22 protein-coding genes and 1 pseudogene are annotated in these 12833 nt (G+C 66.9%); all 23 read right to left on the reverse strand.

Going from position 1 to position 12833, the window contains the following annotated elements:
- Window positions 1–5: 5 nt before the first annotated feature.
- Window positions 6–665, reverse strand: a complete 660-nt coding sequence (gene rplO, locus PYV02_RS04820) for a 50S ribosomal protein L15 (protein WP_275756728.1) — start codon at window positions 663–665, stop codon at window positions 6–8.
- The gene (rpmD, locus tag PYV02_RS04825; protein ID WP_179495111.1) at window positions 665–850 is read right to left on the reverse strand and encodes a 50S ribosomal protein L30; all 186 of its coding nucleotides are present in this window, start codon (window positions 848–850) and stop codon (window positions 665–667) included. The genes rplO and rpmD overlap by 1 nt, the downstream gene beginning before the upstream one ends.
- A complete protein-coding gene (gene rpsE / locus PYV02_RS04830; RefSeq protein ID WP_275756733.1) occupies window positions 850–1566 on the reverse strand; it encodes a 30S ribosomal protein S5 in 717 nt (238 codons plus the stop codon). Before rpsE ends, rpmD begins: the two co-directional genes overlap by 1 nt.
- Entirely contained in the window at window positions 1563–1934 is a 372-nt protein-coding gene (rplR, locus tag PYV02_RS04835) for a 50S ribosomal protein L18 (RefSeq protein ID WP_275756981.1), read from the reverse strand. The genes rpsE and rplR overlap by 4 nt, the downstream gene beginning before the upstream one ends.
- Window positions 1935–1936: 2 nt before the next feature.
- Window positions 1937–2473, reverse strand: a complete 537-nt coding sequence (gene rplF, locus PYV02_RS04840) for a 50S ribosomal protein L6 (RefSeq protein WP_275756735.1) — start codon at window positions 2471–2473, stop codon at window positions 1937–1939.
- A gap of 6 nt (window positions 2474–2479) precedes the next feature.
- The gene (rpsH, locus tag PYV02_RS04845; RefSeq protein ID WP_275756737.1) at window positions 2480–2878 is read right to left on the reverse strand and encodes a 30S ribosomal protein S8; all 399 of its coding nucleotides are present in this window, start codon (window positions 2876–2878) and stop codon (window positions 2480–2482) included.
- A 62-nt stretch (window positions 2879–2940) separates the two neighbouring features.
- A complete protein-coding gene (gene rplE, locus PYV02_RS04850) occupies window positions 2941–3537 on the reverse strand; it encodes a 50S ribosomal protein L5 (protein ID WP_275756739.1) in 597 nt (198 codons plus the stop codon).
- 125 nt (window positions 3538–3662) lie between these two features.
- Window positions 3663–3998 (reverse strand): annotated as a pseudogene (gene rplX, locus PYV02_RS04855) (50S ribosomal protein L24); the annotation flags it as partial.
- A 2-nt stretch (window positions 3999–4000) separates the two neighbouring features.
- Window positions 4001–4369, reverse strand: coding sequence for a 50S ribosomal protein L14 (gene rplN, locus PYV02_RS04860; protein WP_179495097.1), 369 nt, complete (start codon window positions 4367–4369; stop codon window positions 4001–4003).
- Between the two features lie 3 nt (window positions 4370–4372).
- A complete protein-coding gene (rpsQ, locus tag PYV02_RS04865; protein WP_275756743.1) occupies window positions 4373–4693 on the reverse strand; it encodes a 30S ribosomal protein S17 in 321 nt (106 codons plus the stop codon).
- Window positions 4693–5040, reverse strand: coding sequence for a 50S ribosomal protein L29 (gene rpmC, locus PYV02_RS04870; protein ID WP_275756744.1), 348 nt, complete (start codon window positions 5038–5040; stop codon window positions 4693–4695). Before rpmC ends, rpsQ begins: the two co-directional genes overlap by 1 nt.
- A complete protein-coding gene (rplP, locus tag PYV02_RS04875) occupies window positions 5040–5459 on the reverse strand; it encodes a 50S ribosomal protein L16 (protein ID WP_275756746.1) in 420 nt (139 codons plus the stop codon). Before rplP ends, rpmC begins: the two co-directional genes overlap by 1 nt.
- A gap of 2 nt (window positions 5460–5461) precedes the next feature.
- Window positions 5462–6250, reverse strand: a complete 789-nt coding sequence (gene rpsC / locus PYV02_RS04880) for a 30S ribosomal protein S3 (RefSeq protein ID WP_275756748.1) — start codon at window positions 6248–6250, stop codon at window positions 5462–5464.
- Window positions 6250–6651 carry a 50S ribosomal protein L22 gene (rplV, locus tag PYV02_RS04885; protein ID WP_275756750.1) on the reverse strand — a complete coding sequence of 134 codons (402 nt, stop codon included), beginning with the start codon at window positions 6649–6651 and terminating at the stop codon, window positions 6250–6252. The genes rpsC and rplV overlap by 1 nt, the downstream gene beginning before the upstream one ends.
- Window positions 6651–6932 carry a 30S ribosomal protein S19 gene (gene rpsS / locus PYV02_RS04890; protein ID WP_179495085.1) on the reverse strand — a complete coding sequence of 94 codons (282 nt, stop codon included), beginning with the start codon at window positions 6930–6932 and terminating at the stop codon, window positions 6651–6653. The genes rplV and rpsS overlap by 1 nt, the downstream gene beginning before the upstream one ends.
- Window positions 6933–6943: 11 nt before the next feature.
- Window positions 6944–7783, reverse strand: coding sequence for a 50S ribosomal protein L2 (gene rplB, locus PYV02_RS04895; protein WP_275756752.1), 840 nt, complete (start codon window positions 7781–7783; stop codon window positions 6944–6946).
- A 17-nt stretch (window positions 7784–7800) separates the two neighbouring features.
- Window positions 7801–8103, reverse strand: coding sequence for a 50S ribosomal protein L23 (gene rplW, locus PYV02_RS04900; protein ID WP_275756754.1), 303 nt, complete (start codon window positions 8101–8103; stop codon window positions 7801–7803).
- Complete coding sequence (rplD, locus tag PYV02_RS04905) at window positions 8100–8780, reverse strand: 50S ribosomal protein L4 (RefSeq protein ID WP_275756756.1); 681 nt, start codon at window positions 8778–8780, stop codon at window positions 8100–8102. The genes rplW and rplD overlap by 4 nt, the downstream gene beginning before the upstream one ends.
- 4 nt (window positions 8781–8784) lie before the next feature.
- Complete coding sequence (gene rplC, locus PYV02_RS04910) at window positions 8785–9435, reverse strand: 50S ribosomal protein L3 (RefSeq protein WP_275756758.1); 651 nt, start codon at window positions 9433–9435, stop codon at window positions 8785–8787.
- Between the two features lie 26 nt (window positions 9436–9461).
- Window positions 9462–9770, reverse strand: a complete 309-nt coding sequence (gene rpsJ, locus PYV02_RS04915) for a 30S ribosomal protein S10 (RefSeq protein ID WP_009773132.1) — start codon at window positions 9768–9770, stop codon at window positions 9462–9464.
- Window positions 9771–10101: 331 nt separating this feature from the next.
- Window positions 10102–11070 carry a DNA topoisomerase IB gene (locus PYV02_RS04920; protein ID WP_275756762.1) on the reverse strand — a complete coding sequence of 323 codons (969 nt, stop codon included), beginning with the start codon at window positions 11068–11070 and terminating at the stop codon, window positions 10102–10104.
- A gap of 9 nt (window positions 11071–11079) precedes the next feature.
- Window positions 11080–11511 (reverse strand): hypothetical protein, encoded by a 432-nt coding sequence (locus PYV02_RS04925; protein ID WP_275756764.1) that lies wholly within the window; start codon window positions 11509–11511, stop codon window positions 11080–11082.
- Window positions 11512–11590: 79 nt separating this feature from the next.
- Window positions 11591–12784 (reverse strand): elongation factor Tu, encoded by a 1194-nt coding sequence (tuf, locus tag PYV02_RS04930; RefSeq protein WP_275756766.1) that lies wholly within the window; start codon window positions 12782–12784, stop codon window positions 11591–11593.
- Between the last annotated feature and the right edge of the window lie 49 nt (window positions 12785–12833).

Raw genomic sequence — 12833 nt, forward strand, 5'->3', positions numbered from 1 at the left:
GTCGGCTACTTGACCGATCCGCCAGCCGCGACGATCTTCTGCTCGGCAGAGCTCGAGACCTTGTCGACGGCAACGTTCAGCTTAACCGCAATATCGCCCGACCCGAGAACCTTGACCTTCTCGTTCTTGCGCACCGCACCCTTCGCGACGAGGTCGCCGATGGTGACGTCGCCGCCCTTCGGGTACAGCTCGGCGAGCTTCTCGAGGTTCACGACCTGGTACTCGACGCGGAACGGGTTCTTGAACCCACGCAGCTTCGGGGAGCGCATGACCTGGTTCAGGTTGCCGCCCTCGAGCCCGACGCGCACCTGATAGCGGGCCTTGGTGCCCTTGGTGCCACGACCGGCCGTCTTGCCCTTCGAGCCCTCACCGCGTCCGACGCGGATGCGGTCCTTCTTGGCGCCGGCAGCGGGACGCAGGTGGTGCGCCTTGAGCACCTGGGGGCGCGACGCGACGTCGGCCGCAGGGGCCTTCTTCGCGGGCGCGCTCTTGGCGGCCGGCGCCTTTGCGGCAGCGGCCGTCTCGGCCTTGGGCGCAGCGGCCTTGGCCGGCGCCTTCTCGGCGGCGGCCTTCGGGGCGGCGGCCTTGGGCGCAGCGGCCTTCGCCGGCGCCTTCTCGGCAGCAGCCTTCGGGGCAGCAGCCTTCTTGGGGGCTTCGTCAGCCATTAGTCAATCTCCTCGACCTTGACGAGGTGAGCGACCGTGCGCACGTAGCCACGGTTCTGCTTGTTGTCCTCGCGCACCACGACGTCACCGATCCTGTGGAGCCCGAGGCTCCGCAGGGTGTCACGCTGGTTCTGCTTCTCACTGATCTTCGACTTGATCTGGGTCACCTTCAGGCGCGCGGCCATCAGACACCTGCCTTCGCTGCTTCACGGGCCTCGGCCTCGGCACGCAGCAGGCGAGCCGGGACGACGAGGTCCACCTCGAGGCCGCGGCGCGCGGCGACCGCGCGGGGCTCCTCGAGCTGCTTGAGCGCCTCGACGGTGGCGTGCACGATGTTGATCGTGTTCGACGAGCCGAGGGACTTGGAGAGCACGTCGTGGATGCCGGCGCACTCGAGCACGGCGCGCACCGGACCACCGGCGATAACACCGGTACCGGCGGACGCGGGACGCAGCAGCACGACGCCGGCGGCGGCCTCACCCTGCACCGGGTGCGGGATGGTGGCGCCGACGCGGGGCACGCGGAAGAAGTTCTTCTTGGCTTCCTCGACACCCTTCGAGATCGCCAGCGGCACCTCGCGGGCTTTGCCGTAGCCGACGCCGACGAGACCGTTGCCGTCGCCGACGACGACGAGCGCCGTGAAGCTGAAGCGACGACCGCCCTTGACGACCTTGGAGACGCGGTTGATGGTCACGACGCGCTCGAGGAACTGGCTCTTCTCCGCGTCGCGGCCGCTGTTGCGGTCGCGATTCGGGTTGCGCTCACGACCGCCACGGCGGGCCTCGCGAGGCTCGCTCACGACATCCGTCGCGGGCGCGTCAACGACAGCCTCGGCCGGGGCCGTGGTTTCGACAGCCTCAGCGGCCACGTCCTGCTCCTTGTTCTTGATTTCGTCGCTCACAGGCTCAGCCCTCCTTCGCGGGCGCCGTCGGCGATCGCCGCGACCCTCCCCGCATAACGGCTGCCACCGCGGTCGAACACGACCGCCTCGATGCCTGCCTTCTTCGCGCGCTCGGCGACGAGCTCGCCGACCTTGCGGGCCTTCGCGGTCTTGTCACCGTCGAAGGTGCGCAGGTCCGCTTCGAGCGTCGACGCGGAGGCCAGCGTGTGGCCCTTCGAGTCGTCGACGACCTGCACGAACACGTGGCGGGCCGAACGGGTGACGACCAGACGCGGACGCGCCTCGGTGCCGACGACCTTCTTGCGAAGGCGTGCGTGCCGACGGCTCTTCGCCGCGGACTTGGACTTGCCCCTGGTTCCCAGAGCCATGATCACTTACCACTCTTTCCGGCCTTGCGGCGAACGACCTCGCCGGCGTAACGCACACCCTTGCCCTTGTAGGGCTCGGGCTTGCGCAGCTTGCGGATGTTCGCTGCGACCTCGCCGACGGCCTGCTTGTCGATGCCGCTGACGGTCAGCTTGTTGTTGCCCTCGACCGTGAAGCTGATCCCGGCGGGCGGGTCCACGGTGATGGAGTGAGAGAAGCCGAGCGCGAACTCGACCGAGTTGCCCTTGGCGGCGACGCGGTATCCGGTGCCGACGACCTCGAGGCCCTTGGTGTAGCCCTCGGTGACGCCGACGATCTGGTTCGCGATGAGCGTGCGGGTCAGACCGTGCAGCGAACGCGACTCGCGCTCGTCGTCGGGACGGGTGACGAGCACCTGTCCGTCTTCGATCTTCGCCTCGATGGGGCTCTTGACGACGAGCGAGAGCTCGCCCTTCGGGCCCTTGACCGCGATGGCCTGGCCATCGATCTTGACCTCGACCCCCGCGGGGATGTCGATGGGCAGACGTCCGATACGTGACATCTCAGGTCACCACACGTAGGCGAGGACTTCCCCACCCACGCCCTTCTTGGTCGCCTCGCGGTCGGTCAGCAGACCGGAGGAGGTGGACAGGATCGCGACGCCGAGGCCGCCGAACACCTTGGGCACCTCGGTCGACTTCGCGTACACGCGCAGGCCGGGCTTCGAGACGCGCTTGATCCCGACGATGGAGCGCTCGCGGTTGGGACCGTACTTGAGGTCGATGGTGAGGGTCTGGCCCACGCGGGCGTCCTCCACCTTCCAGCCGGCGATGTATCCCTCGGTCTTGAGGATCTCGGCGATGTGCGACTTCAGCTTGCTGCTGGGCAGCGACACCGTGTCGTGGTACGCCGAGTTGGCGTTGCGCAGCCTGGTGAGCAGGTCTGCGACCGGATCGGTCATGGTCATTGCTGTTGTTTCCTGTCTCGGCCGGTTTCGGCATCCGTTACGCGGATGACGACCTGGTCGGGTTAGTTGGCTGAGGCGTTCTCAGCCGTGCGGAACGGGAAGCCGAGCGCCTTGAGCAGCGCGCGACCCTCCTCGTCGTTCTTGGCCGTGGTCACGACGGTGATGTCGAAACCGCGGACGCGGTCGATCTTGTCCTGGTCGATCTCGTGGAACATGGACTGCTCCGTGAGACCGAAGGTGTAGTTGCCGTTGCCGTCGAACTGCTTGTCCGAGAGGCCGCGGAAGTCGCGGATGCGGGGCAGCGCGAGCGAGATGAGCCGGTCGAGGAACTCCCAGGCCCGGTCACCGCGAAGGGTGACATGGGCACCGATCGGCTGACCCTCGCGCAGCTTGAACTGAGCGATGGACTTGCGCGCGGCGGTGACCTGCGGCTTCTGGCCGGTGATGGCGGTGAGGTCCTTGACGGCGCCCTCGATGATCTTCGAGTCGCGCGCGGCCTCGCCGACGCCGGTGTTGACGACGACCTTCACGATGCCGGGCACCTGGTGCACGTTCGTGAAGCCGAAGTCCTTCTTCAGCTGGGCGGCGATCTCGTCGCGGTACTTCTGCTTTAGGCGCGGCTGGATTTTGCCAGTCGGCGCGGCAGCGGTGGTGCTCATGATTACTCAGCGTCCTCAGGGTTGGTGTTGCTCGACTTGGCAGTCGACGAGACCGGCTCGGCGGCCTTCTCGGTTGTTGCCTTCTTGGCGGCAGCCTTTGCGGGCTTCTTGGCCTCGACGCGACGCGACTTCTTGAAGAAGCGCACGCGGGTGGTCTTGCCCCGGTCATCCGTCTCGACGCGGAAGCCCACGCGAGCCGGCAGCTTGGTGTCGGGGTCGACGAGCGCGACGTTGGAGACGTGAATCGGTGCCTCCATGGTCTCGATGCCGCCCGTCTTCGTGCCGCGCTGGGTCTGTCCGACCTTCACGTGCTTGGTGACGTAGTTCACGCCCTCGACGATCACGCGGTCCTTGTCGGCGAGCACGCCGATCACACGACCCTGCTTGCCGCGGTCTCCACCGCGCTCCTGGGTCGGGCCGCTGATGACCTGCACGAGGTCGCCCTTGCGAATGTTTGCCATGGCTACAGCACCTCCGGTGCCAGCGAGATGATCTTCATGAACTTCTTGTCGCGAAGCTCACGGCCGACCGGCCCGAAGATGCGGGTACCGCGCGGGTCCCCGTCGGCCTTCAGAATCACGGCGGCGTTCTCGTCGAACTTGATGTACGAACCGTCGGGACGACGGGTCTGCTTGACGACGCGCACGATGACGGCCTTGACCACATCGCCCTTCTTGACGTTGCCGCCCGGGATCGCGTCCTTGACCGTGGCGACGATCACGTCGCCGAGGCCGGCGTACCGACGGCCGGAGCCGCCGAGCACGCGAATCGTGAGGAGTTCCTTGGCGCCGGTGTTGTCGGCGACCTTGACTCGGGATTCCTGCTGAAGCATGAGCTACTTCGCCTTCTCGAGAATCTCGACCAGGCGCCAGCGCTTGGTGGCGCTGAGCGGACGGGTCTCGCTGATGAGAACGAGGTCGCCGATGCCGGCCGCGTTGGCCTCATCGTGCGCCTTGACCTTGGAGGTACGGCGGATGACCTTGCCGTACAGGGGGTGCTTCACGCGGTCCTCGACCTCGACGACGACGGTCTTGTCCATCTTGTCGCTGGTGACGTATCCGCGGCGCACCTTGCGGTATCCACGAGCCTCGACGTCCTTGACATCGTGGGCGGAGGACTCGTGTCCGGATTCGGCCTTCTTGGTGACAGCAGCCATTACTTGCTCGCCTCCTCAGTCTCGGTAGTGGACTCCTCGGCCGCAGCCTCGGTGGTCTCGGTCTTGCTGGTGGTCTTCGCGGCGGCCTTCTTGGGGGCCTTCGCGGGGGCGGCCTCGACGACCGGGGTGGCCCGGATGCCGAGCTCGCGCTCACGGATGATCGTGTAGATGCGAGCGATGTCGCGCTTGACGGCCCGAATGCGGCCGTGGCTCTCGAGCTGACCGGTGGCGGACTGGAAGCGCAGGTTGAACAGCTCTTCCTTGGCCTTCTTCAGCTCGTCGACGAGACGCTCGTCTTCAAAGGTGTCGAGCTCGACGGGGGCGAGCTCCTTGGATCCGATCGCCATTATGCGTCGCCCTCCTCGCGCTTGATGATGCGTGCCTTGAGGGGCAGCTTGTGGATCGCGCGCATGAGTGCCTCGCGCGCGAGGGTCTCGTTCACGCCCGCGAGCTCGAAGAGCACGCGACCGGGCTTGACGTTGGCGACCCACCACTCCGGCGAACCCTTACCGGAACCCATGCGGGTTTCGGCCGGCTTCTTGGTCAGCGGGCGGTCGGGGTAGATGTTGGTCCACACCTTTCCACCGCGCTTGATGTGGCGGGTCATCGCGATGCGCGCCGCCTCGATCTGACGGTTCGTGACATACGCGGGCGTGAGCGCCTGGATGCCGTACTCACCGAACGACACCACGGTGCCGCCGGTGGCCTGACCGCTGCGACCGGGGTGGTGCTGCTTGCGGTGCTTGACCTTGCGTGGGATAAGCATGGTTACGCCTCAACTCCTGCTGCGACGGGCGCCTCGGCCTTGGGGGCCGAGGAGCGGGGCGGACGGCTGTCGCGACGGTCACCGTCACGACGGTCGTCACGACGGTCCGGTCGCGATGACTTCTGGTTGGCCTGCTCGCGAGCGAGCTCCTTGTTGGTGATGTCGCCCTTGTAGATCCAGACCTTCACACCGATGCGACCGAACGTCGTCTTGGCCTCGTAGAAGCCGTAGTCGATGTTGGCGCGCAGCGTGTGCAGCGGAACGCGACCCTCGCGGTAGAACTCGGAGCGGCTCATCTCCGCGCCACCGAGACGACCGGAGACCTGGATGCGAACACCCTTCGCCCCGGCGCGCTGAGCACCCTGCAGACCCTTGCGCATCGCGCGGCGGAACGCCACACGTGCGGAGAGCTGCTCGGCGATGCCCTGGGCGACCAGCTGAGCCTCGGCCTCGGGGTTCTTGACCTCGAGGATGTTGAGCTGGATCTGCTTGCCCGTGAGCTTCTCGAGGTCGGCGCGGATGCGCTCGGCCTCGGCGCCACGGCGACCGATCACGATGCCCGGACGCGCGGTGTGGATGTCCACCCGCACACGGTCACGCGTGCGCTCGATCTCGATGCGGGCGACGCCGGCACGGTCGAGCGAGGTCTTCAGCAGAGAACGGATCTTGATGTCCTCGGCGACGTAGTCGCTGTACTTCTGCCCCGACTTGGTGCTGTCGGAGAACCAGCGCGACACGTGGTCGGTGGTGATGCCCAGACGGAAACCGTAGGGGTTGACCTTCTGTCCCATTACTTCTTCCCTGCCTTGGTGGTCGCGACCGGAGCCTCGCCGACGATGTGGTCGGGGGTGGCGAGCACCACGGTGATGTGGCTCGTGCGCTTGAGGATCTTGAAGGCGCGGCCCTGGGCGCGCGGCTGGAACCGCTTCAGGGTCGTTCCCTCATCGACGTAGGCCTTCGCGACGATCAGGTCCTGCTCGTCGAGGAAGGTGTTCGAGGCATCCGCCTTGACGCGCGCGTTGGCGATCGCGGATGCGACGAGCTTGTAGACCGGCTCGCTCGCACCCTGCGGCGCGAACTTCAGGATGGCCAGGGCCTCCTGGGCCTGCTTGCCGCGGATCATGTTGACGACGCGGCGAGCCTTCATGGGGGTGACGCGGATGTGCTTCACGCGTGCGATCGACTCGACCATCAGCGACGGCGTCCCTTCTTGTCGTCCTTCTCGTGTCCACGGAAGGTGCGGGTGGGCGAGAACTCGCCGAGCTTGTGGCCCACCATGGTCTCGGTGACGAACACCGGGATGTGCTTGCGACCGTCGTGCACCGCGATGGTGTGCCCCAGCATGGCCGGGATGATCATCGAGCGGCGCGACCAGGTCTTGATCACGTTCTTACTGCCGGCCTCATTCGCCTTCACGACCTTCTGCAGCAGGTGGTCGTCGACGAAGGGGCCCTTCTTCAGACTGCGTGGCATCTTCGGATCTCCTACTTGCGCTTCTTGCCGACGTTGCGGCGACGGACGATCAGCTGGTCACTGGGAAGGTTGCGCTTACGCGTACGGCCTTCCTTCTGGCCCCACGGGGAGACGGGGTGACGTCCACCGGACGTCTTGCCCTCACCACCACCGTGCGGGTGGTCGACGGGGTTCATGGCGACACCACGCACGGTCGGGCGGACGCCCTTCCAGCGCATGCGGCCGGCCTTGCCCCAGTTGATGTTCGACTGCTCGGCGTTGCCGACCTCGCCGATGGTCGCGCGGCAGCGCACATCCACGTTGCGGATCTCACCCGAGGGCAGACGCAGCTGGGCGTACGGGCCGTCCTTGGCGACGAGACGCACCGAGGCGCCGGCGGAGCGGGCCATCTTGGCGCCGCCACCGGGACGGAGCTCGATCGCGTGGATCACGGTACCGACCGGGATGTTCTTCAGCGGCAGGTTGTTGCCGGGCTTGATGTCCGCGGTGGGACCCGACTCGATGATGTCGCCCTGGTTCAGCTTGTTCGGCGCGATGATGTAGCGCTTCGTGCCGTCCACGAAGTGCAGCAGCGCGATGCGCGCCGTGCGGTTCGGGTCGTACTCGATGTGCGCGACCTTGGCGTTGACGCCGTCCTTGTCGGTGCGCTTGAAGTCGATCACGCGGTACTGGCGCTTGTGGCCACCACCGATGTGACGGGTCGTTATGCGACCGGCGTTGTTGCGGCCACCCGTCTTGGGCAGCGGGCGCAGCAGCGACTTCTCCGGGGTCGAGCGCGTGATCTCGGCGAAGTCTGCGACCGAGGAACCGCGACGACCGGGGGTCGTGGGCTTGTACTTGCGAATAGCCATGTCTGTTCTCCTCGGTCCTAGCCGACAGCCGTGAAGATGTCGATCGAACCGGACTTGAGCGTGACGATCGCACGCTTGGTGTCCTTGCGCTTACCGGTGCCGAACCGCGTGCGGCGGGTCTTGCCCGTGCGGTTCAGGGTGTTCACCGAGTCAACCTTGACGCCGAAGATCTTCTCGATGGCGAGCTTGATCTCGGTCTTGTTGGCACGGGGATCCACCTCGAAGGTGTACTTGCCGTCGTCGATCAGGCTGTAGCTCTTCTCGGAGACGACCGGCGCGAAGATGACGTCGCGCGGATCCTTGTACGTGGTCGCGGTCATGAGGCGGCCTCTTCCTTGTTCTGCTGCCCAGCGGCCTCGGCAGTGCCCTTCGACTTCGAAGCGATGAACGCCTCGAAGGAGCCCTTGGTGAACACGAGGTCGTCGGAGACGATCACGTCGTACGCGTTCAGCTGGTCGACCCACAGCACGTGGACGGCCGGCAGGTTGCGCAGGCTCTTGTAGCTGACCTCGTCGGTGCGCTCGAGCACGACGAGCACGTTCTTGCCGGGGATGCCGGCGAGCACGGCTGCGGCGCCCTTGGTCGAGGGCACATCGCCCTTGCCGAAGGAGTCGACGATCGTCAGACGCTCGCCGCGCGCGCGGTCGGAGATCGCACCGAGCAGCGCCGCCGAGATCATCTTCTTGGGGGTGCGCTGCGAGTAGTCGCGCGGCTGCGGGCCGTGCACGGTGCCACCGCCGCGGTGCTGCGGCATGCGCACCGAGCCCTGGCGGGCACGACCGGTGCCCTTCTGCTTGAACGGCTTGACGCCCGAACCGGACACCTCGCCGCGGCCCTTGGTCTTGTGCGTGCCCTGGCGCGCCGCAGCGAGCTGGGCGACGACGACCTGGTGGATGAGCGGCACGTTGGTCTGCACGTCGAAGATCGCCGCGGGAAGGTCGACCGAACCGGTCTTCTTGCCCGAGGTGTCGATGACGTCGAGAGATGCGTTGGCCATGGTGCTACGCCCCCTTCACTGCGTTGCGGACGAACACGATGCGGCCGCGAGCGCCGGGAACGGCGCCCTTGACGAGCACCAGACCCTTCTCGAGGTCGACCGAGTGGACGGTGAGGTTGAGCACGGTGACCCGGTCGCCACCCATGCGGCCCGCCATGCGCATGCCCTTGAAGACACGGCTGGGGGTCGAGGAGGCGCCGATGGAACCCGGCTTGCGGTGGTTGCGGTGCGCACCGTGGCTCGCGGAGACACCCTTGAAGTTGTGGCGCTTCATGACACCGGCGAAGCCCTTGCCCTTGGAGGTGCCGACGACATCCACCTTCGAGCCGGGCTCGAAGATGTCGACGGTGAGCTCCTGGCCGAGGCTGTAATCGCTCGTGTCATCCGTGCGCAGCTCCGTGAGGTGGCGGCGCGGCGTCACGCCGGCCTTCTCGAAGTGGCCGGTGAGGGGCTTGGTGACCTTGCGGGGGTCGATCTGGCCGTAGGCGATCTGCACGGCGCTGTAGCCGTCGACCTCGGGCGTGCGCAGTTGCGTCACGACGTTCGGGCTGATCTCGACCACGGTCACGGGCACGAGCTTGTTGTTCTCGTCCCAGACCTGGGTCATGCCGAGCTTGGTGCCCAGCAGACCCTTGATCGTCTTGGTGGTAGACATGGCTTTCCTCTGGCTCTCGAGCTGACTTAGAGCTTGATCTCGATGTTGACGTCCGCCGGCAGGTCGAGTCGCATGAGCGAGTCGACGGCCTTCGGGGTCGGGTCGATGATGTCGATGAGCCGCTTGTGGGTGCGCTTCTCGAAGTGCTCGCGGCTGTCCTTGTACTTGTGGGGGGAGCGGATCACGGCGATCACGTTCTTCTCGGTCGGCAGCGGGACGGGTCCCACGACCGTGGCACCCGCACGGGTCACCGTGTCGACGATCTTGCGCGCCGAGGAGTCGATGACCTCGTGGTCGTACGACTTGAGTCGGATGCGGATCTTCTGTCCCGCCATGACGTGCTCTCTTCCTGTTGTGCACCTGAGCTGCTCAGCCATTCGCCACCGCGCGGTACAGGACCGCCCGGTGCTTCTGCTTCGCACCACTGTTTATGTGTCAAGGAACCGGTCCCAGGCACGCGGGCGTACTTCTGCCCTCGAACCTTGGGAGTCGATTTAAGCTTGGTTCTGCTCCCCGCGGCCTAGCCTCTGCGCTTCTGCGACGGGCTATGCACTGCCTGGGAGTGATCCGCACGCGCAAGGCGGCGAAATGTTGAACTAGACGAGTTTGCCACACGCGGGCATTTGCTGCAACCCGGGCGTGTCGCGCTCACGCCGAGGGTGCCGCTCACGGTGTCAGGAGTCGCACCAGCGCCCGCTCGCCGGCGCCGGAGCGCCCACGTTCGATGGTGCGTCCGTGGTCGTAGAGGTCGATGATGCGCGGGTCGATGTAGCTGCCGCGGGCGATCGCCGGGGTGTTGCCCAGCAGCGTGGCGACCTCGCGCACCGTGGCGGCCACGACACGCCTTCGCGCCGAAGCGGATGGGCGCGGCCCCGCCTTCGAGAGCGCCTCCGCCGCGGCCACCGTGGCGTGCAGGGTGCGGAAGTCCTTCGCGGTGAAGTCTCCCCCGGTGCGCTCCCGCACGTACTCGTTGATCTCCGCCGCGGACACCGGATGCCACCCGCCCTCGCCCTTCCAGGCCAGCAGCCGCGCGGTCGGCCCTCGCCGCTTGAGCGCACGTATGAACTCGGCGAGATCGGGATCGCGCAGTTCGGACGACCACGGCTGCCCGCTCTTGCCCGGAAACTCCAGGAGCACGGCATCCGCTCCCGTGACCGTCGCGTGCGAGCACAGCAACGTGGACAGGCCGTGGCTGCCGTGCTCCTGCGCGTAACGCTCCGAGCCCACCCGCAGCAGGGCGGTGTCGAGCATCCGGAAGCCGGCGGCCAGCGCGCGGTCCCGGGTGAAGCCCGAGGAGCGCAGCTCCGCCGTGACCTTGCGGCGCGCGCCCGGCAGCGACTGCGCCAGCTCCAGCGCCCTCTCGAACTTGATGCGATCCTTCTGTTCGCGCCAGGCGGGGTGGTACAGGTATTGACGACGGCCGGCGGCATCCAGCCCCGTCGCCTGAATGTGGCCGTTGTCGTATGAGCAGATCCAGACGTCGGTCCAGGCCGGTGGGATCACGAGGCGCTCGATGCGCGCTCGGGTCGCGGCATCCACGCGGCCGCCGTCGATGCCGCGATAGGTGAAGCCCCTGCCTGCGCCGACCCGACGAAGCCCGGGGCCGCTGGTGTCGGCGCGGCGGAGTCTGGGCACGTGCCCAGGCTACGTGGCGGGCGCGATCGGCTTCGAGGGCTTGACGAGGCGGTACATCACGAGGGCGACCAGGAGCGCGGCGACGATGAAGATGATGCCCGCCTCCACGCCGAGGGCGATGGCGAAGATGCCGGCACCGCCCTGGACGAGCGCGACGATCACGACGACCACCAGGTTGAGCGCGGCGGAGATGAGCGCCGCGAGGACGGTGCCGAGCATCCCGAAGCCGAGGCCCGCACCCCGCGCGGCGCCGAGGATGAGCAACAGGAGCCATGCGATCACACCGACGTCCATGAAGGTGAGGATGAGCCGCGGGCCCTGGTCGAGGAGCGCCTCGGCGGGCGACGCCCCGAAGAACCACTGGAGCAGACCGGCACCGAGCACCGACAACACAAGGGTGAGGATCGCCTGGAGGGCGGTGAGGAGGAAGCGGCGCGGCATGACGGAATCGTAGCGTTCGTCCGCGCACGACGAAGGGGCCGGGCCCGAAGGCCCGACCCCTGTCGTAACGATCCGAGAACTACTTCAGGATCTTGGTCACCGTGCCGGCGCCGACGGTGCGGCCACCCTCACGGATCGCGAAGCCCTGACCGACCTCGAGGGCGATGGGCTGAATCAGCTCGACCGTCATCTCGGTGGTGTCGCCGGGCATGACCATCTCGGTGCCCTCGGGCAGCGTGATGACGCCGGTGACGTCGGTGGTGCGCACGTAGAACTGCGGGCGGTAGTTCGCGTAGAACGGGTTGTGACGCCCACCCTCATCCTTGGACAGGATGTACGCGGTGCCCTCGAACTGGGTGTGCGGCGTGACCGAACCCGGCTTGACGACGACCTGGCCGCGCTCGACATCCTCGCGCTTGGTGCCGCGGAGCAGCAGACCACAGTTCTCGCCGGCCCAGGCCTCGTCGAGCTGCTTGTGGAACATCTCGATACCCGTGACCGTGGTCTTCTGCGTCGGGCGGATGCCGACGATCTCGACCTCGGAGTTGATCGCGAGCGTGCCGCGCTCGGCGCGACCCGTCACGACGGTGCCACGACCGGTGATCGTGAAGACATCCTCGATGGGCATGAGGAACGGCTTGTCCTTGTCACGCACCGGGTCGGGGATGCTGCTGTCGACGGCCTCCATGAGGTCGAGGATGGACTGGGTCCACTTCTCGTCACCCTCGAGGGCCTTGAGGCCGGAGACGCGCACGACGGGGGCGTTGTCGCCGTCGAAGCCCTGGCTCGCGAGCAGCTCGCGCACCTCGAGCTCGACGAGCTCGAGGATCTCCTCGTCGTCGACCATGTCGGCCTTGTTGAGCGCGACGAGCAGGTACGGAACACCGATCTGCTTGGCGAGCAGAACGTGCTCACGGGTCTGCGCCATCGGGCCATCGGTGGCCGCGACGACCAGGATCGCGCCGTCCATCTGCGCGGCACCCGTGATCATGTTCTTGATGTAGTCCGCGTGGCCCGGGGCGTCGACGTGCGCGTAGTGGCGCTTCGGCGTCTCGTACTCCACGTGGGAGATGTTGATGGTGATGCCGCGCTGGCGCTCCTCGGGAGCGGAGTCGATCGACGCGAAGTCACGCTGGACGTTGGTCGCCGACGGGAACTTGTCCGCGAGCACCTTGGAGATGGCCGCGGTGAGCGTCGTCTTGCCGTGGTCGACGTGACCGATCGTTCCGATGTTGACGTGCGGCTTGGTCCGCTCGAACTTGGCCTTAGCCACTGTGGGTCCTCCTCAGGACTCGGTTGACGGCATCCGAAGGGCTTCCGGA

This window comes from Antiquaquibacter metalliresistens (assembly GCF_029211225.1).
GTDB classification, from domain to species: Bacteria; Actinomycetota; Actinomycetes; order Actinomycetales; family Microbacteriaceae; genus Rhodoglobus; species Rhodoglobus metalliresistens.